This window comes from uncultured Georgenia sp. (assembly GCF_937958535.1).
Taxonomy (GTDB): domain Bacteria; phylum Actinomycetota; class Actinomycetes; order Actinomycetales; family Actinomycetaceae; genus Oceanitalea.
Genome location: NZ_CALGNQ010000189.1, coordinates 1 through 18681 on the forward strand (window position 1 = coordinate 1; position 18681 = coordinate 18681).

The 18681-nt window shown below is 70.7% G+C and carries 14 protein-coding genes; 8 read left to right on the forward strand and 6 right to left on the reverse strand.

Translation table 11 applies throughout. The features are described from left to right. The 4 genes from Q0195_RS09915 to Q0195_RS09930 all read right to left on the reverse strand — a co-directional run. Window positions 1–2980, reverse strand: a 2980-nt coding sequence (locus Q0195_RS09915; protein ID WP_299277751.1) for a vWA domain-containing protein, incomplete at its 3' end; no start/stop codon positions are given. Window positions 2981–3112: 132 nt separating this feature from the next. Continuing rightward, window positions 3113–3577, reverse strand: a complete 465-nt coding sequence (locus tag Q0195_RS09920; protein WP_299277754.1) for an acyltransferase — start codon at window positions 3575–3577, stop codon at window positions 3113–3115. After that, on the reverse strand, window positions 3574–4620 hold the full coding sequence (locus Q0195_RS09925) for an FAD-dependent oxidoreductase (RefSeq protein ID WP_299277757.1): 1047 nt from the start codon (window positions 4618–4620) through the stop codon (window positions 3574–3576). Before Q0195_RS09925 ends, Q0195_RS09920 begins: the two co-directional genes overlap by 4 nt. A gap of 44 nt (window positions 4621–4664) precedes the next feature. Next, window positions 4665–5810 carry a glycosyltransferase gene (locus Q0195_RS09930; protein ID WP_299277759.1) on the reverse strand — a complete coding sequence of 382 codons (1146 nt, stop codon included), beginning with the start codon at window positions 5808–5810 and terminating at the stop codon, window positions 4665–4667. A gap of 266 nt (window positions 5811–6076) precedes the next feature. On the opposite strand from Q0195_RS09930, the gene Q0195_RS09935 reads away from it, so the two are divergent. The 5 genes from Q0195_RS09935 to Q0195_RS09955 all read left to right on the forward strand — a co-directional run bounded on the left by Q0195_RS09935 (window position 6077) and on the right by Q0195_RS09955 (window position 12535). Beyond that, on the forward strand, window positions 6077–7186 hold the full coding sequence (locus Q0195_RS09935) for a DegT/DnrJ/EryC1/StrS family aminotransferase (RefSeq protein ID WP_299277762.1): 1110 nt from the start codon (window positions 6077–6079) through the stop codon (window positions 7184–7186). 31 nt (window positions 7187–7217) lie between these two features. Beyond that, window positions 7218–9008, forward strand: a complete 1791-nt coding sequence (locus Q0195_RS09940) for an ABC transporter ATP-binding protein (protein ID WP_299277764.1) — start codon at window positions 7218–7220, stop codon at window positions 9006–9008. 272 nt (window positions 9009–9280) lie between these two features. Continuing rightward, the gene (locus tag Q0195_RS09945; protein WP_299277767.1) at window positions 9281–10258 is read left to right on the forward strand and encodes a glycosyltransferase family 1 protein; all 978 of its coding nucleotides are present in this window, start codon (window positions 9281–9283) and stop codon (window positions 10256–10258) included. After that, a complete protein-coding gene (locus Q0195_RS09950; RefSeq protein WP_299277770.1) occupies window positions 10251–11147 on the forward strand; it encodes a beta-1,6-N-acetylglucosaminyltransferase in 897 nt (298 codons plus the stop codon). Before Q0195_RS09945 ends, Q0195_RS09950 begins: the two co-directional genes overlap by 8 nt. Window positions 11148–11200: 53 nt before the next feature. Next, window positions 11201–12535: a glycosyltransferase gene (locus Q0195_RS09955; RefSeq protein ID WP_299277772.1), complete on the forward strand. Its 1335-nt coding sequence runs from the start codon at window positions 11201–11203 to the stop codon at window positions 12533–12535. Here the strand turns inward: Q0195_RS09955 and Q0195_RS09960 are convergent. Continuing rightward, on the reverse strand, window positions 12495–13859 hold the full coding sequence (locus tag Q0195_RS09960; protein ID WP_299277774.1) for an O-antigen ligase family protein: 1365 nt from the start codon (window positions 13857–13859) through the stop codon (window positions 12495–12497). The two genes, Q0195_RS09955 and Q0195_RS09960, sit on opposite strands and share 41 nt — an antisense overlap. Beyond that, window positions 13856–14569: a Wzz/FepE/Etk N-terminal domain-containing protein gene (locus tag Q0195_RS09965; protein ID WP_299277777.1), complete on the reverse strand. Its 714-nt coding sequence runs from the start codon at window positions 14567–14569 to the stop codon at window positions 13856–13858. Before Q0195_RS09965 ends, Q0195_RS09960 begins: the two co-directional genes overlap by 4 nt. Window positions 14570–14682: 113 nt before the next feature. Between Q0195_RS09965 and Q0195_RS09970 the strand changes: the two genes are divergently transcribed. The 3 genes from Q0195_RS09970 to Q0195_RS09980 all read left to right on the forward strand — a co-directional run bounded on the left by Q0195_RS09970 (window position 14683) and on the right by Q0195_RS09980 (window position 18544). Continuing rightward, window positions 14683–15363, forward strand: a complete 681-nt coding sequence (locus tag Q0195_RS09970) for a hypothetical protein (RefSeq protein WP_299277779.1) — start codon at window positions 14683–14685, stop codon at window positions 15361–15363. Continuing rightward, a complete protein-coding gene (locus tag Q0195_RS09975) occupies window positions 15363–16319 on the forward strand; it encodes a glycosyltransferase (protein WP_299277782.1) in 957 nt (318 codons plus the stop codon). Before Q0195_RS09970 ends, Q0195_RS09975 begins: the two co-directional genes overlap by 1 nt. 146 nt (window positions 16320–16465) lie before the next feature. Then, the gene (locus Q0195_RS09980; RefSeq protein ID WP_299277784.1) at window positions 16466–18544 is read left to right on the forward strand and encodes a glycosyltransferase; all 2079 of its coding nucleotides are present in this window, start codon (window positions 16466–16468) and stop codon (window positions 18542–18544) included. Window positions 18545–18681 lie beyond the last annotated feature (137 nt).

Sequence of the window (18681 nt, forward strand, 5' to 3'; positions counted from 1 at the left end):
TCCGCCTCCTGTTCACCAGGGAGATGCCGCCGAGGGTGACCAGCAGGGCGAGCAGCCCGGCGCCGGCGAGGTCGAGACCGGTGACCGGCAGCTGCGGCCGCCGCGGCGGCTGCGCCGGCGGGGTGGGCTCCTCCGGCGGCTCGGTGGGCGGCGTCGTCGGCGGAGGCGTCTCCTCGATCGGGCCGCAGGCGTCGTCCTCCAAGACGTCGTTACCGCTGTGGAGCTCGGCGGTGTTGAAGAAGCCGAACCCGGGGCCTTGCGGGTCGCAGACGAGGTTGGCGGCCGGGATGTCGTCCGCGACGCGGACGCTGAACGTCAGCTCGTAGCGGTGGACCTCCCCGCCCTCGAGGGCGACGCCCTCGACGATGAGCGACTCCCCGTCCCAGGTGATGGCCTGTGGGGCGTCGGGGTCGCTGATGTCCTGGACCTCCTGGTCGAGGATCGTCACGCCCTGTGCGAACTGCGGGACGTCGGCGAGGTCGTAGAAGATCCGCGCGGTGTTGGCGGAGTTGTCCACCTCGATGGTGTACGTGACGTCCCAGCTGCCGTCGGGCTGCCGGACCGCCGAGTCGAAGGTCTTCTCGAAGGTCTGGTGCGTCGGCTCGAGGCAGTCGCGGTCGGTGACCGACTCCCCCTCCGCGGTGACGGTGGACGCGTTGAGGAAGCCGCCTCCGTCGGTGCCGTCGTCGCCGGTGCACCGGCCCTCACCGACCTCGCCCTGGATGACGCCGGCGGCGACGTCGGCGACCACCGTGACCGTGTAGGTCTCGCTCTGGCCGGCGGCCAGCTCGCGGCCGGTGGCCAGCGTCGTCGTCACCTCCTCGGGCAGGTCCTCCCACTCCCCCGCGACGTCGGTGCCTTCGAGGGACCAGGACGCCTCGAGCGGGGTGATGCCCTCCCCGTACTCGAGGGTGTCGGTGAGGTCGTAGGTGCCCTCCACACCGCTGGTGTTGGTGACGACGACGTCATAGACGACCTCCCACGTGCCGTCGGGCAGCTGGTCGGCGGACAGCGCCGTCTTGTCCACGGTCACCGCCGGCACCTCCCCCTCGGCGTTGCGCACGGTGCAGCTGACGATGCTCTCCGTGGTGACCTCGACCGTGAAGCCGAGGTCGCCGGCGTTCGTCACCGCCAGGGGCGTGGCCGGTTCGGTCGAGGTGTCGAGGCAGACCGCGTTGTCGCCGTCGACCTGGACGAGGGAGAAGCCGTCCTGCTGGGTCTCGGTGACCGTGACGTCGCGGCTGAACTCCTCACCGTCGTAGTCGTCCTCGGTGAAGTCGACGTCGAAGTTCACCGCGCTCGTCTCGTCCGTGGTCGCGCTCACCGGCGTGACGCGGGTCGTCTGGGTGCTGAACACCCAGCCCGGTCCACCCGGGACGACCTCGCCGTCGGGCGTCTCGACCTCCTTGACGACGGTCAGCGTGCCCTCGCAGTTCTCCAGCGCGATCGCCCGCAGCGTGGCTGCGAGCTCGTCGAAGTCGCTGCGGAAGAAGTCGGTGCCCTCGTCGGGGCCGGTGACGGTGGAGAGCCGGACCGGTGCACCGGGCAGTGCGGCGAGCGGGCCGAGCCCGACGGCGAGGACCGCGGGGCTGTTCGGCAGCGCCTTGACGGCGTTGGCCGAGTGGATGGCCTCGTTGACCTCCTGGATGGTCGCCACGCTGGGCGGGCCGAAGTTCGTCGTCGGCTGGTCACGGTGGTAGGTGGGCTGGCCGTCGGTGACGAAGACGACGACGTCGTACTCGTCCCGCTCGGGGGACTCGACGATCTGGTGGAAGGCCCGGTCCCAGTTGGTCCACCCCAGCTCCTCGGTGGGTGTCTGGGTGAAGCCCTCGATCTGGTCGAGGAGGGGCTGGGCCTCCGCGGCGGTCGCGACCGACGTCAGCGGCAGCGGCCCGTTGGCCTCACCGGCCGCGGGTGCGGTGCTGGCGAAGGTGTGGAGCGCCACCCGCGACGGGGTGCCGACGAGGGCGTTGATGAAATTGGCGCCCTGCTCCTTGACGAGGTCGAAGACGCCCGGGTTCTGGTAGGTGATGGAGTTGGACAGGTCGGCGATGAGCGCCATGTCCAGACCGCACTGGGGAGGCAGCGGGTTGTTGTCCCGAGTGTTCGCCCAGGTCGGCTCGGTGACCGTGTCGTTGAACTCCAGCGGCAGGGTGATCGTGCGCTCGGCGACGGTGTCGTCCTCCTCGATCTCGTCCGTCGAGAACCGGTAGAGGTAGGTGTCGTCGCCCGGGTCGCCCCAGAAGGTCGGCGCGGTCCAGCCAACCGGGGTGCCCTCCGCGACGGCGTAGTAGTAGTGGGGCCCCTCCTCCGGCAGGTCGACGATGACACCGCAGGTCCCGGTCTCGTCGGTGGTGCACAGCTCGTCCACCGGCGTCCCGCCCGTCAGCGCGCCGTCGGTGGTGTGGAAGAAGCGGTAGTCCACGCCCGCGAGCGGGCTCACCGTCTGGCTCGTGTCGCCCGTGCCCGTCCGGTCGCCACCGGCGCGGACGATGAGCTTGACCTGCCCAGGCCCGGGCTCCTCCTCCGGGACACCGACGGCCAGGACGCCGAAGTCCGGCTCGTCGTCGGCGACCGCGGGGGCCTCCGCCGCGGGGGCCTCCGCCGCGGGGGCCTCCGCCACGGGGGTCTCGACCGCCGGGGCGTCGACCGCGGGCGCCTGCTCCGCGGCCGGCGCCTCCACGCTCAGCGGCTCGTCCGCCGGGGCGTCGCCGGCCGGCTCCTCCTCCGCCGCGACCTCGTCGGCCGCCGCGTCCTGCGCCGCCTCCTCGGCCGGGGCGGCGTCCTCCGGGGCGGCGGGAGCGGCGTCGTCCTCGACCACCGGATCCTCGAGCACCTGGTCCAGCACGCCGGGGTCGGCGTCGTCCTGGGCGACGGCCATGGAGACCGTGCCGGCGAACGCCAGTGTGAGGCTGGTGAGCCCCACGAGCGCGCCGCGGGCGCGGCGCCTCCACAACCGAGGGCGGGGTCGAGTAGACATGGCTGCACTCCTTGTGATCGGAAAGGCGTGAGCCAGCCCACCACTCCGTGACAGGTGAGGCGGATGTGCCTGTGGGTGATCACCGGCTGATTCTCACCCCGGGCAGGGGTGACGCACGTCACAGCAGCCGCGTCAGGAAGCGCCTTCGCGCCGGCGGATCTCGTTGCGCCCGACGACCACCGCACCGGCCGGCACGTCACGGGAGACGAGCGCCCCCGCACCCACGACGGCGCCGTCGCCGATCGTGACCCCGGGCAGGATCGTGGCGTTGGAACCGATGGACACCCCGTTGCCGATCCGGGGCGGCTCGCACTGCCACTCCGCGGCGCCGGCCACGGGGTAGCGCGAGTTGGCCGTCATGACACCGTGCCCGATGAAGACGTCGTCACCGATCCGCATGCCCTCGCAGATGAGGCTGTGGGACTGGATCCGCACGTTGTTCCCGCACACGACGTCGTTCTGCACCTCGACCCACGGGCCGACGAAGCAGCGGTCGCCGAAGGTGGCCTCGTAGATGTTCACGCAGTCGGCGACGACGCAGTCCTCGCCGAACGTCGAATCGCGGATCCCGGTGGTCAGCCGACGGGGCTCGCTCATCGGATCTCCCGCAGGATCCGGTCCGACGCCTCGAAGACGGCGTCGAGCTTGCCGCAGAGCACCGAGAGCAGCCGCTCGTGGCGCCGCACCTCCGTCACCCGGGAGTCGCCCATGTCGGTGTGCAGCTTGGTCTTCACGGTCACCCACAGCTCCCGCGGCTCGTACTCCAGGTCGATGTACTCCAGCACATCCTGCCCGATGAGCTCCTGGGCGCGGAGGTCGCGCGCCAGGGCGAACCGGGTCGGGTAGTCACGCGCGACCTCCTCCGGGTCCTCGTAGCGACGCATCGGGGTGTAGGAGACCGAGGAGAGCGTGTGGAGGCCGTCGTAGGCCGGGTAGACCGAGACGAACGGTCCGTCCATGATCGTCACCGCCTGGTCCGGTGCCAGGGACGTCGCCGCGAGCACCAGTGCGGCGAGCTCCCACTTGAGCGGGAAGTGCAGCTCCGCGGGCAGGCCGAGGTTGGGCTGGCTGTAGGTGGCGTTGATGACGTAGTCGTAGGGGCCGTACTCGTCCCGTCCGCTGCGCAGCAGACCGCCGACGGCGTCGATCTCGTCGATCGGCGTGGCGAGGTGCAAGGTCCCGGTGAAGGTCCGGGCGAGTCCCTCGCGAAGCGCCCGGACGTCGATCGACATCTCCCGCACCCGGAGCACCGCGTCGATGGAGGAGGGCTCGCGGAAGAGCTCGCGCGACGCCGCCAGCAGCTCGTAGTCCAGGTGGAAGGAGTCCATGACGGCGAGGTACTGGTCCACGGTGACCAGCCCGTCCCGGTGGATCGCGTAGAGGTTGTCGGTCACCGGGTGGAGGTAGGTGCCGTACTCCTGGACGAAACGGTCGTAGCCCATGATCGACTGGTAGATCGTGTACCCGGACCGCGGGTAGTGGAAGCCCTGGTGGAGCCGGCACTGGTTGGTCGTGCCGGCGCCGAGCATGGCCCCGCACTCCTTGTCGAACATGTCGACCTGGACGTCGCGGAACACCCGGGTGAGCTGGGCGGTGATGTGGTGGCCGAAGAATCCGGCGCCGATGACTGCGATGCGCATGGGGCGTGGTTCCTGTGCTGTGTGGTGGAGGGGGCGGTGGGGGCCTACATCCCGGTGACCCGCCAGCGGTGCCAGGTCGCGCGCCGCCACGCCGGGCGGAGTGCGGCCGACGCCCGGGCGGCCAGCGGGGGCCGCAGCGCGGGGTCGGCGAGCTCGCTGCGCAGGGTGCGCCACTCGGCGGACCGCGCCGTCGCCGGGGCGGCGGCCTCGGCGAAGGCGAGCAGGTCGCGTGCCTCGGGGCTGCTCGGGTCCTGCCGCAGCAGCTGGCGTGCGTGGAGGAGCGCCTCGGTGGCGATCGAGCGGCGCAGCCGAGCCCGACGACGGCGCGTCGGTGCGGTGTCGGGCAGGCGCCGGAAGTAGGACTCGGCCGACTCGAGCCGGGTGCTGAGGTCCGCCAGCACCCCGGCGTTCACGGTCCGGGTGAAGTTCTCCTCGTGGAGGCGGCGGTAGGCCTGGTCCGGGCCGTTGACCCGGCCGATCGCCGAGACGTGGGCGAACCGCAGCCACATCTCGTAGTCGGGGCAGCGCGGGAGGTCCTCGCGGTAGTAGCCCACCTCCCGCTGGACGCTGGTGCGGACCACGGCCTCCGGGGAGTGGACGATGCTGTGGCTGCGCCGCGTGCAGAGCTCGATCCACCGGTCCCCCGGCCACACCGTCCAGCTGTTGACCGCGGTGACGGCAGGTGGTGGGTCGCCGGAGAAGTTGCGCGGGAAGCCGTAGGCCATCCCGACCTCCGGGTGGTGCTCGAGGAGCGCCGTGGCGCGCGCCAGCGCTCCGGGGGTGAGGAGGTCGTCGGCGGAGATGAGGAGCGTGTAGGTCCCCTCGGCCGCCCGCAGCCCGTCGTTGAAGGTCCGGATCATGCCGGCGTTCGTGCGGTGGGTGATGACCCGGACGTTGGGGTGCTCCGCGGCCAGCGCGCGGGCGACCACGGGCGTCTCGTCGCTGGACGCGTCGTCGACGACGACGACGTCGACCTCCACCCCCTCCTGCCCGACGGCGCTCTCCACCGCCTGGCGCAGGTAGCGCCCGTAGTTGTAGCAGGGGATGACGACGGAGACGGTCGGCCGGCTGCCGAGCTCCCGCGGCCTGAGGAGACGCCCGTACCCCGGCAGCTCGGCGGCGCGGCCGGGCAGCGAGGCGGTGCGCAGCACACGAGGCGCCACGGCGTCGACGACGTTCCCAAGTCTCATGTGTGCGCTCCTGATAGGACCACCATTGGTCCGTGCCCGGCTTCGCCCGGCCCGTGGGCGACACAGTACCGCCGCGCGACGCGGCGGGGAACGGGTTCGCGGAATGCTCGTCGGCAGTTGTGGCGAACGCTCCCGTACAGGCCCGAGCGAGCCATATGATGTGGGCAGCTGCGCCAGTGCCGGCGCCTATGTTCCTCACCAGTCCAACTCCAGGTCGGTGCGATGTCGACCGAAAGACCCGTCCCATATAACGAGGTGGCCCGGACGTGAGAGTCCCGCTGGTTGACCTGTCCCCCCAGCACGCGGAGGTCCGCGCCGAGCTGGACGACGGCTGGGAGGCCCTCCTGGCCTCGAGCGATTTCGTCGGCGGCGCCGCCGTACAGGAGTTCGAGGAGGCCTACGCCGCGTTCGTCGGCGCCGCCCACTGCGTCGGGCTGGGCAACGGCACCGACGCCCTGGAGCTGGCGCTGCGCGCCGTCGGCGTCACGCCGGACAGCGAGGTCGTCCTCCCCGCGAACACCTTCGTCGCGACGGCGGAGGCGGTGGTCCGCATCGGTGCCCGCCCGGTCCTCGTCGACGTCGACGAGACCCACCTGCTCATCGACCCGGGCGCGGTGGCGCGGGCCGCCGGCGACCGGACGGCGGCGATCGTCCCGGTCCACCTCTTCGGGCAGGTCGCGCCGGTCGAGGAGCTCGAGCCGGTGGCGGCCCGGTACGGCGCGGCGGTGGTCGAGGACGCCGCCCAGGCGCAGGGGGCGCGCCGCCACGGCCGGGCGGCCGGCGCGCTTGGCGCGGCGGGCAGTACGAGCTTCTACCCCGGCAAGAACCTCGGCGCGCTCGGGGACGCGGGCGCGGTCACCACGGACGACGACGCGGTCGCACACCGGGTCCGGCTCCTGGGCAACCACGGCAGCACGGTGAAGTACCGCCACGAGGCGGTGGGCTTCAACTCGCGGCTCGACACCCTCCAGGCCGCGGTCCTCCTCGCCAAGCTGCCCCGGCTCGCGGGGTGGAACGCCGCCCGGGCGCGGGCCGCGGCGCGCTACGCCGAGCTGCTCGCGGACGTCCCGGGGCTCACCCTGCCCCGCTCCGCACCCGGCAACGAGGACGTGTGGCACCTGTACCCCGTCCGGGTGCCCGAGCGGGACCGGGTGCTGGCCGCACTCCAGGACGCCGGCATCGGGGCCGCGGTCCACTACCCGCTTCCCGTCCACCTCACCGAGGCGTTCCGCCACCTCGGCCACGCCCGGGGTGACTTCCCGGTCGCCGAGGCCGCCTGCGACTCCCTGCTCTCACTGCCGATCTACCCCCACATCACCGCGGAGGCGCAGGAGTACGTCGCCGCCGCCCTGCGCCGCGCCCTGGGGGCCCGATGAGCGACCGCGCACGGCCCGGCGGTGCCGGGCGATGCTGACCCGCGACTCCGCCCGGGTGCTGTTCTCCCGGCGCACCAGGCGACGCTTCGTCTGGGCGCTCGTCGGCTCTGCCGTGGCGGCGCTCGCGGAGGCCGCCGCGATCTTCGCGATCCTGCCGCTCATGCAGCTGCTCACAGGCTCGGGGACCGACCAGAGCGTCCTGGGCCTGCTCGACCGGGCCCTGGGCGGCGTCTCCGAGGAACGGCTGGCCGTGGTCCTCGCCGTGCTCGTGTTCGCCGTGTTCCTCGCCAAGGGCATCTTCGCCATCGCGTTCCGCTGGTGGGTGCTGGGCTTCATGTTCGAGCAGGAGTCGCAGACCTCGGTGACCCTGCTGCGGTACTACCTCACCGCACCCTACGGGCTGCACCTGCGACGCAACTCCGCCGACCTGCTCCGGACGATGAACGACGCCGTCGCCGGCACCTACCAGCAGGTGGTCGTCGGGGTGGTCAACATCTTCTCCGAGCTCATGATCATCCTGGCGATCGGTGTCGCCCTCCTCGTCACGGCACCCGGTCCGGCGGTCCTCCTCCTCGTCTACTTCGCGCTCGCCGGCTACGCCTTCTACCGGCTCGTGCGACCGACGGCCACCCGTGCGGGTGAGCAGCTGCTCGCCTCGTGGTTCACCATCTACCAGGGGGCGATGCACGCGATCGGCGGGCTGAAGGAGATCACCATCCGCCAGAAGACCGACTTCTTCCTGGCGAGGTACGTCAGCGGGCGGCGCGAGCTCGCCGGCGCCCAGCGCACCGCCGTCTTCTTCGGCGAGATCCCGAAGTACGTCTTCGAGCTGCTCTTCATCTTCGGCATCGCCCTGATGACGGTGTTCATCTTCGCCACCGAGGCCTCGGCCGCCGCGCTCAGCCTGCTCGGCCTGTTCGCGGTCGCCGGCTTCCGGATCCTGCCCAGCGCCGTGCGGGTGCTCAGCTCGCTCAACGTCGCCCGGCTGGGACGCCCGTCGCTCGACGTCGTCGTCGCCGACCTGACGGCCGCTGCCGCCGTGCGGACCCCGGACGGGCCACGCCCGCCGGTCGAACCGCTCCGGCTCACCGACCGGGTGGAGGTGCGCGACGTGACCTTCACCCACGCGGGCGGCACGGAGCCGGTGCTCCGGGACGTCTCGTTCACCGTCCCCGCGGGCCGCGCCGTCGCCCTGGTCGGGGCCAGCGGGGCCGGCAAGAGCACGATGATCGACCTCCTCCTGGGCCTGCACCGTCCGGCCCGCGGGACGATCACCGTGGACGGCGTCCCCATCCACGAGCGGCTCGCCTCGTGGCAGACCGCCCTCGGGCTCGTCCCGCAGGACGTCTACCTCCTCGACGACACCCTCCGGGCGAACATCGCCTTCGGTGAGGCCGACGAGGAGGTCGACGAGGAGCGCCTGGAGCGCGCCGTCGCCCGCGCCCAGCTCGAGGAGCTCATCGCCGAGCTGCCCGAGGGGTTGGACACGACCGTCGGTGAGCGGGGTGTGCGGCTGTCGGGCGGCCAGCGCCAGCGCATCGGCATCGCCCGCGCCCTCTACCCGGAGCCCGAGCTCCTCATCCTGGACGAGGCCACCTCCGCCCTCGACAACGAGACCGAGCGGCGGATTTCCCAGACCGTCCAGGGGCTCCACGGCCAGGTGACGATCCTCATCGTCGCCCACCGCCTGTCCACGGTGCGCCGCTGCGACTCCATCGTCTTCCTCAAGAGCGGGCGGGTGGAGGCGATCGGCACCTTCGACGAGCTGCGCGCCGCCAACGCGGACTTCGCCCACCAGGTCGAGCTAGGGAGTCTGACATGAACCGCCTGATCAACGACTTTGCCCGGCGGGCGCGTCAGGCGCGCCGGATGGGTCCACGCGAGGCCTCACGCCGCGTCGTACGACGGTTGTACGAGCGCCTCGACGCGGGTTCGGTCGGGTTCCCTCACACGACCCCGAATGACATTGCGGACTCCGGGACGCTTGATCTGGCCTCACCTGACAGGCGTCCCCACCGAGACCGTCCGCTCCGTATCGGATGGCTCACCATGCCACCCGGCATCGGGTCCGGAGGACACACCACGATGTTTCGCATGGTGTCCGGACTCGAGAGCCGCGGACACGAGTGCGTCATCTGCCTGTACGACCCGGCCGAAGGCGACCTGGACACTCAACGGGAAGCCGTCCGCCGTGGCTGGCCCCACGTGCGAGCAGAGGTCCGTCGCGTCGGCGACGGGTTCGACGACCTCGACGCATGTGTCGCCACCTCGTGGGAGACGGCGCACGTCCTGGCGGCTCGCAGCAGGACTGTCGCGATACGGCGGCTCTACTTCGTGCAGGACTTCGAGCCGTACTTCTACGCACGGGGAGGGATGTACGCCCTCGCCGAAGACACCTACCGGTTCGGCTTCCGGACCATCGCCCTGGGGGAGATGGTCGCCAGGAATCTGCGAGACGAGGTGGGCATCGAGCCGGACGTGGTCCCCTTCGGTTGCGCGACGGACGACTACTACCTACTGCCCGGTGCCCAGGACCGTCGCGGTGTCGTGTTCTACGCGAAGCCGTCGGTGCCCAGACGGGGTTACGACCTCGCCCGGCTGGCACTCACGGAGTTTCATAGACGCCATCCGGAGCAGCCGATCCACATCTACGGCGACCCCGTCCCTGAGCTGCCCGTCCCAGCAGTCCGTCACGGGAAGCTCGCCGTGCCGGAACTCAATGCGCTGTACAACCGCAGCATCGCAGGCCTCGCCATGTCCTTCACGAACATCTCGCTGGTCGCAGAGGAGATGTTGGCCGCCGGAACCATCCCGGTCGTGAACGACTCCTCGGACTCGAGGGCCGATCTCGACAACCCTCACGTCCTGTGGGCTGACCCCCGTCCGAGCGGTCTTGCAGACGCCCTCAGTACAGCAGTGGAGCGAGCCGACGTCGCAGGCAGTGCCGCTGCCGCCGCCCGGAGCGTGGCCGCACGATCGTGGGTCCCGACCCAGAGCCTGGTCGCCGACATCGTAGAGGACGAGGTGTACGGCGCCCGTGCAAGACGGCGGGAGGGGGCGGCCCATGGCTGACCTCGTCTACATGATGATCCTGTACAAGAACCTGGCCCAGGCACTCAGGGTCATCGACCGACTCGACGGGCCTCACGTGTCGTTCGTCATCCATATCGATCGCAAGACCGACAGCTCATTTGTGAGAGCCGCTCGAACCGCCCTCGCAGATCGCCGGAACTGTCATTTCATCGACCGATTGAACGTGCACTGGGCCGCGTGGGGCTTGGTCCAGGTCCAGCTCGACGGCGCCCGCTACGTCGAGGAACGGAGCATCCCGTGTGACTTCTTCATCTACATGAGCGGGCAGGACTATCCATTGGTGCCGAACGCCGTGATCGACAAGCACTTCGACGGGAACATCGGTCGCCAGTTCCTCGAGCACTTCGCCCTCCCTTACGCACACTGGCCCGAGGGCGGGATGACCCGGGTGAAGTCTTTTCACTTCCAGCTCGGCAAACGGCACCTCACCTATCCTCCTCGACCCGACTCTCTGCCGACGACTCTGCGCCCTCTGCTCCGGGTGCTGCCGATGAGAGACCGTTCGCTCCCCGCCGGATACACGTACTTCGGAGGTTCTGCGGCGATAACGCTCGCGGCCAACGGCATCTCCTACATCAACCGGTTCGTGACGACCCCTGTCGGGAGACGCCTGGTCAGGTACTTCAAGTACGCTCGTCATGCCGACGAGATCTTCTTCCAGACGGTCTTCATGAACTCCGCGCTGCGCGACACGGTCGTCAACGACGACCTGCGCTACGTCGACTGGGACCCACCGGTCGGCCCCGCGCCGAAGTTCCTCGACATGAGTGACTACGAGAAGCTCCGGACGTCAGGGAAACTCTTTGCCCGCAAGTTCGACACGTCTCGCGACGTAGCGATCCTCGACGCCCTCGACCGGCAACCATGAGCACTGTCCAACGGATACGCGGGCACCTGGCGGCGCACGCCTTCGGTTCCGTCGTGACACTGACCGACCTGCTGCCTCCGTACATCCGGTACGGCTATGTCCACCGCCTCACGCGAAGGCTGTTCAGTCACCCCATCCCGGCTGTCCAGCCACTCGCCTACCCATCACGTCCGCAGACATCGACCCGCCCCCGACGGGCGGGCGGAGGGACGACCTGCATCCTTGCCACGGACCACCTCGACATCGGCGGAGTGGGCTCGGTGGTGGAGATGCTCTCCCTGCATCTCGCATCGTGGGGTGTCGAGCCGGTCGTGCTCTCACCGGGCATCGGGTCACGTGCCGCTCGGCTGCAGGCGGCAGGGATCGAGGTCATCTCCGTCAGCGACGAGGTGTCCGCGTCCGTGGTGATCGGCAAGACCAACGCCGGTGTCATCCAGCTGCACAGTGCGCCGCCGTTCCTCGAGGACGCCGCCGTGAAGAGCGGCATGCCGGTGATCCCGGTCCTGCACAACACCGAGATCCACTTCACCAGGACACGATGGGCGAGGTTCGGCCGAACCTTGGCCCGCTCCACCTGCGCGATCGCCGTCAGCGAGACCGTACGTGAGTTCCACGCGCGCCACGTACCGGCGGAGCTGCGCTCCCGCTTGGTGGTCGTCCCCAACGGTGTCCCGGCGTTCCCCGACGCGCCGGCAGGCGACTCGCGGGATCATCGCCGTCGGCTGGCGGAGCTCCTCGGGACAGATCTCGATGGCGCCGTCGTCTTCCTCACTCTTGCGCGCTACGACGCACAGAAGAACGTGCCCGGCACGGTCTCCTCGTTTCTCCGCGCGGCAGAGCTCATCGAGACGCCGATCTACCTGGTCGTGGCCGGCGAGCCGTCGGACTGGGCCGAGTTCCGCCGAGCTGACGGCATCAGGCGCGGCAGTCGGCTGGCCCGGCGAGTCGGACTCCTCGGCAACTCGGATGCGACATCGCTGCTCAGGGCGAGCGACGCTTTTCTTCTCAATTCCTTCTTCGAAGGCTGGCCCGTGGCAGCGACAGAGGCCAGCGCCGCCGGTCTTCCTCTCCTCATGAGTGACGTCGGCGGCGCAGCTGAGCTCGTGGCGTTGTCCCCCGGACGTTCGGTCATGGTTCCGAACCCGTCGGGGCACGCAGGATCGGTGACGGATGCCAGAGTCGCCTCTGCGCGGCGACGTTCATCCCGACAGCGGAACCGGGAGGACATCGTGGATGCGATACGCACTGTGGTCGACGTGGTCCTTCACGAGCGCGAGCGCGGCAATGCCGAGAAGTCCCCGGACCGTCCCCCCAGTGTGGACGACATGGCGCGCGGTCATGCCGAGCTCATCGTCGCGGCGACTGCGATGGCTCCGCCTCGTCGGTAGTCCCATCGTCTTGTTGCGGCCCGCGGGGATGTGTCGGCGCCATTTCTCTGTACGCTCCTGCCGCCCCCAAGTAGACGAAGATCAACCCGCCCACCATGGGAAACGACAGGCCGTCGAAGAAGAGCAGGAGCAATGTCGCCGAAACAAGGGCTGCGGCAAGCGCCTGGCCCACATCACGTCCGACGGCATCGGTCGTGTGCCGACGGCCTGACCGGGCGCAGTGCACCCCGCCCACCACCATGATGAGGAACGTGCCCAGGCCGACAACGCCGACCTCGATGAGGAGGAGGAGCATCTGGTTGTCGAAGATCATGTATGCCGGGACGAAGGTCCCCAGACCGCGTCCGAACCAGATGGAGTGCCCGGCAACCCAGGTCGCCAGTCCATAGGCGCCCGTTCGCGACTGGGTCGAGTCGTCCTCACCGATGCCACGAAACAGTTCGAGCACGGTCGTGCCCATGCCCGGGACGAGCAGATAGACGGCCAGGCCGACACCGGCGACGCCGACGAGGGTGAGGAGCTGGGTCCGACGCGGCCAGCCCAACGCCATCACGAGCAGGGCAGCTCCTAGTCCGATGACGCCCGATCGTGACACGGAGACTGCCAGGGCAGCTGTGATGCCTCCCAGTGGGGCCCACCTCGCCCACGCACGCCGGGTACGGTCGTGCAGCGCGAGGGCAGCAGCCAGAGGCAGTGCCATCGTCACGACGACGGCGAACTCCAGCGGGTGTGACGTCGTCCCAGAGGCCCGTGTGAAGGATCCTCGAGTGATGACTCCGAACTCGTCGTCTGCGGACATCCCGGGAATGCTGATCCAGCCGATCAGGGACTGGCCGGTCATGAACTGGAGGAGACCGAGCAGCCCCATGAGTCCACCTGCCAGCGCCAGCCTGCGGAGCAGCACAAGGAACCGCTCCCAGGTGTCGATCCCATCGCTCGTGACAATGAGGACGGAGAGCCAAGCGGCTGCCCGGATCAGTCCCATGTCGGCGGTGTTGCCTTCGAGGGCAGGTGTCGTCCGCAGCACGGACAGGACGTAGGAGACCGCGACGGCCAGCGTGAAGAGCAGCGCCAGTGCAGGCATGGTTCCCACCCCCCAGAGCACCGGTCGGCGCGCGCGCAATCTCTCGGCCAGCCACCACAGGCCACCGACCAGGGCCCACAGCAGAGCGGGCGATCCCGCCGACCCCAGTGCGGAGATGCGAAGGCCGGACGGGACGGCGAGCAGGAGAACGAGGTAGATCGTCAGGAAGGTGACGGCGTCGAACTGCGGCCCGGCTGCAGGACGGGTCCTGCGCCGTCGAGTCGGTGGCGAGTACGTCATGGACGTCTTGCCACTGACTCGCTCTCGTCGGCGGCACCTCCGTACGGAGACGTGCCGTGTTCAAGGACCTCCGAGGGCGAGGTTGCGACATCGGCGTGTGCGGCGCGCCGCCCGCGTCGTCTGCTGCTGAGCATCCCGTCGAACCACACGGTCACCAGAACCGTGGCGGCAAGCCCGGCGGCGACGGCGATCACCGTGGCTCGGGTCGTGTTCGAGCGGACGACCGTCGGCTTCGCGTCCTGACTCACCACGAGCGTGGTGAACCGGGCTCTCACCGGGACCTGCCTGCTCGCCTGCAGATCATCGAGGACGGCCGGCAACTGGTCCAGCACTGCGGAGGTCGTCTCCAGCGCTCCGTTGGGTGTTGTCGCGACACCGGCGACGAGGACGAGGGGACCGCCCATGGGGTCGGGCACCACGGAGAATCCAGCGCCGGGGGTGTCCCCCAGTACGGCCTCGCGGACCTCGTCGGTCGTCATGACACGGAGGAGGATGTCGCGGATCTGGGTCCCGCCACCGAGGTAGAGGAACGGGTTGCTGTTCTCCGGGTAGGTGGCCTCACCTGGGAGCAGCGCGACGTACGCCCGGCTCTCGTAGGTCGGTGGTGCCGCGGAAACGGCCACGAAGGCGAGGCCGGCCGTCAGCAGCAGTCCGAGCAGGACGACATACCACCGTCGCACCAGGCTGCGAAGGAGCTCGCGAAGGCTCACAGTTGGTTACCGTCCCGTCGTTGGATCGTGTTGCTAGCCTACAAACTGATCCGCGATCGTGAGGCTGCGCAGGCGCTGCTCTTCGAGGAACCCCGACGGCGAGGAGCGAGGACATGTCCCAGAGATGGAGCGACCATCCGGCCGTCCGGTGGTGGCCCGTCTTCGGTGTCGGAGTGCTCCTCACCGCACTGGCGCTCCTCGTCGTGTCTCGCGACACCGCCGTCCACTGGGCGCGGGCCGAGGTCACGCTTGCGACGACGGCGACGCTGTCCAACCCGTCGATGGAGCTCGGTCCGGGCGCTTCGCTCATCCCCATGACCACGGTGCTGGAGCGGGCGCTGGAGGACGACATGCCGCATGCGTTCGTGTCGGACGAGGCTCCCTTCTACGGCGTCGTCGATCAGGGGCTGTCGGTGCGCCAGCTCGACACCGGGGGTCAGTGGGTGCACAACTTCAGCGCCCCGACCCTCATCGTCGAGGTGGTCGACCCCAGCGCCCAGCGGGTCGAGGATCGGCTGGGCGAGACGGTCGAGCAGGTCCAGGAGACGCTCACGACGATCCAGGGCATCCGCGAGTACGACCAGGACGAGCACATCACCGCGGTCGTCGACGAGGTGCGCCGCGCCCACCTCGCCCTCCCCCGCTCCGAGCTCGCCCGGGCGGCCGTCATGGTTCTGGCAGTCGGGCTCACCGTCTCGGTCGTCGGGTGTTACGCCGTCGACGCGGCCGTCCGCGCCCGGCGCGGGTCGCGGCCGGTCACCGCCTCCCCGCCGCGCGCGCTGGAGCACGTGTGATGGCCTCCCGGGGCCGCGACGGACGGCCGGCGTTCATCGCCTCGACGGGTGGCCACCTCGTCGAGATGCGTCTCCTCGCCCCGGTCCTGGAGCCGGGCCGGCACCGGCAGGCGCTGTGGGTGACGCACCGCACCCCGCAGAGCGAGAGCGCCCTGGCGGGCGAGGACGTCGTCTTCGTCGACCACGTCGGGTCCCGCGACTACGCCGGCGTCGTCCGGGTGGCGCCCCGGATCCTACGGGCCCTGCGCACCCACGACGTCGACACCGTCTACAGCACGGGGGCGGCCATCGCGCTGTCCGCGCTGCCGCTCGCCCGCCTCTCGGGGGCACGGACCACCTACGTCGAGAGCCTCACCCGTCCGCTCGGGCCGTCGATGACCGGTCGCATCCTCGGTGCGCTGCCCTGGGGGCGGGTGCTCACCCAGTACGAGGCGCTCGCCGGTCGGCGCTGGAAGTACGCGGTCAGCCTCATGGACTCCTTCATCGCGTCCCGCTCCGCGGCACCGGCACGGCCCCGCCGGGTCTTCGTCACCATCGGCACCGTCGGGCAGTACCAGTTCCGCCGCGTTCTCGAGCGGCTCGTCGACGTCCTGCCCCCGGAATGCGAGGTCACCTGGCAGACGGGTACCACGCGCACCGACGGCCTGGGCATCGACGCCCGCCCGATGATGACGGAGGCGGAGTTCCGCGCCGAGGTCGCCCGCGCGGACGTCGTCGTCGCCCACGCCGGGTGCGGGACGTTCCTCCAGTGCCTGGAGCTGGGCAAGGCGCCGGTGATGGTGCCGCGACGCGCCGCGCACGACGAGCACGTGGACGACCATCAGGAGCAGCTGGCGAGCGTGGCCGCCGGGCGCGGGCTCGCGGTGATGCGCGAGGCGGACGAGCTGCGCTGGGCGGACCTGTGCGAGGCGGCTGCGATCCGGGTGGCCCGGACGACCGACCTGCGCACGGCCTGACCGCCGCGGCCGGTGCCGGGCGCCGAAAGCCCCTCGCCCGCTGCGGTCCCCCGGATAGACTCGGGGCGGCCGGTAGCCGCTTCGACGGAGGAGTCGAAGGCTTGGGCAGCTGTGAGCCCTTTCCAGCTCTCGGAGGTGAGACACAGGTGCGCCGAGCTTCGACCCGCCGTGCTGTTTCCGTCGTCGTCGTCACGTACAACAGCGCCGAGCACCTGCCCGGCCTGGTGGAGAGCCTGGAGGCGGGGCTCGCCGGGCTCCCGGAGTGGGAGCTCGTCGTCGCCGACAACGCCTCGACCGACGGCTCCGCCGAGCTCGTCGCCCGCCTGGCGCCCGCGGCGCGCGTGGTGGCGATGGGGCGCAACGCCGGCTACGCCGCCGCGATCAACGCGGCCACGGCGACGGTGCCGGCGGAGCACGACGTCCTCGTCCTCAACCCCGACGTCCGGCTCGCTCCGCGCTGTGTGGCCCACCTGCAGGACGCGCTGCCCGGCGAGGGGGCCGGTATCGCGGTGCCGCGCCTGGTCGGGGAGCACGGCACCCACGCCTCGCTGCGTCGCGACCCGAGTGTGCGGCGGGCGTGGGCGGATGCGCTGCTCGGCGGGCCCCTGGCCGGCCGGCTCGGCCTGTCGGAGACGATCCCCGTCGGACCCGCCTACCGCAGGGCGCGCACCGTGGACTGGGCGACCGGAGCGGTGCTGCTCGTCGGCGCCGCGTGCCGCCGGGCCGTGGGCCCGTGGGACGAGGCGCACTTCCTCTACTCCGAGGAGGTCGACTACTTCCAGCGTGCCCGCGACGCCGGGTTCTCCGCGTGGTACGTGCCGGAGGCGGCGGCGTTCCACGCCCAGGGCGAGTACCACGCCGACCCCGGGCTGTGGCGTCTGCTCATGGCCAACCGGGTGCTGCACTTCCGGGGACGCAGCACCCCCCTGCGGGCCGCGGTGTTCCAGGCGGGGCTGGTGGTGGGGGAGCTCATCCGCAGCCCGCGCCGGGCGGCCAACCGCGCTGGTCTGCGCGGGGTCCTCGCGCCGCACGTGTTCGCGGGCCGCCCGCCCCGCCCGACCGGTGACGGCATCGTGTGGTTCGCGGCGCAGGACTGGTGGTACCACAACCAGTCCCACTCCGACTTCCAGCTCATGCAGTACGCGGCGCGGGACCGGCCGGTGCTCGTGGTCAACAGCCTCGGGCTGCGGGTGCCCCGCAGGGGCGTCAGCGTCGCTCCCGGACGCCGGATCCTGCGCAAGGTCCGCAGCACCACCAAGCTCCTGCGCCGTCCGGTGGCGGACAACCCCGGCTACCACGTCATGAGCCCGGTCTTCCTCCCGGTGTACGGCGAGGGGACGCTGGCCCGCCTCAGTGCCTGGATGGTGCGGCAGCAGGTGCGGCTCGCCGCTCGTCTGGTCGGGATCGGGCCGCGCCCGGCCGTGGTGGTGACCATCCCCACCGCCTGGCCGGCGGCCTCCCGGCTGCGGCGCTCGACCCTCCTGTTCAACCGGGCCGACCTGCACTCGGAGTTCCCGGAGGCGGACGGGGACATGGTCCGGCGCCTGGAGGAGCAGCTGCTGCGCCGCAGCGACACGGTGCTCTACGTGAGCCACGAGCTCATGCGGCTCGACGAGCCGATGGTGGGGGACCGGGCCTACTTCCTCGACCACGGCGTCGAGGTCGAGCACTTCACCCCCGGGCGGTCCCCCCTCCCGGAGGACATCGCCCGGATCCCGCAGCCCCGCATGGGCTTCTTCGGGGCGCTGGACGACTTCGTCGTCGACATCGAGCTGCTCCGGGAGACCGCCGAGGCGCTGCCCCACGTCAACCTCGTGCTCATCGGGGACGCCACCTGCGACATGACCGGGCTGGTGCGGCTGCCCAACGTCCACTGGCTGGGCTTCCGCCCCTACGCCGACATCCCGGCCTACGGCGAGGGGTTCGACGTCGCCCTCATGCCGTGGCTGGACAACAAGTGGATCCGGTTCGCCAACCCGATCAAGCTCAAGGAGTACCTCGCACTCGGGCTGACGGTCGTGACGACCGACTTCCCGGAGATCGCGGCCTACCGCGACCGGGTGCACGTCGCGCACAGCCGGGAGGACTTCCCCCGGCTGGTCGAGCAGGCGCTCACCGACCGGTTCGACCCGGTGCGGCTGCGTCAGTCGGTGCTCGGCTCGTCGTGGGCCGCGAAGGCGCATGAGCTGCTCGACGTCATCGACCGGGCTGGGCATCGCGGCTGACCATGCCCGCGCGACCGACCGGTGCAAGCCCTCCGTGCAGTACGGCTAGGTGATGGTCACGTCGTGGTAGGTGGCCAGAGGGAGTCCCCCGGGTGAGGCGCCGGTGATGAGGGCCAGCCGCGGGTTGGTGAGGTCCG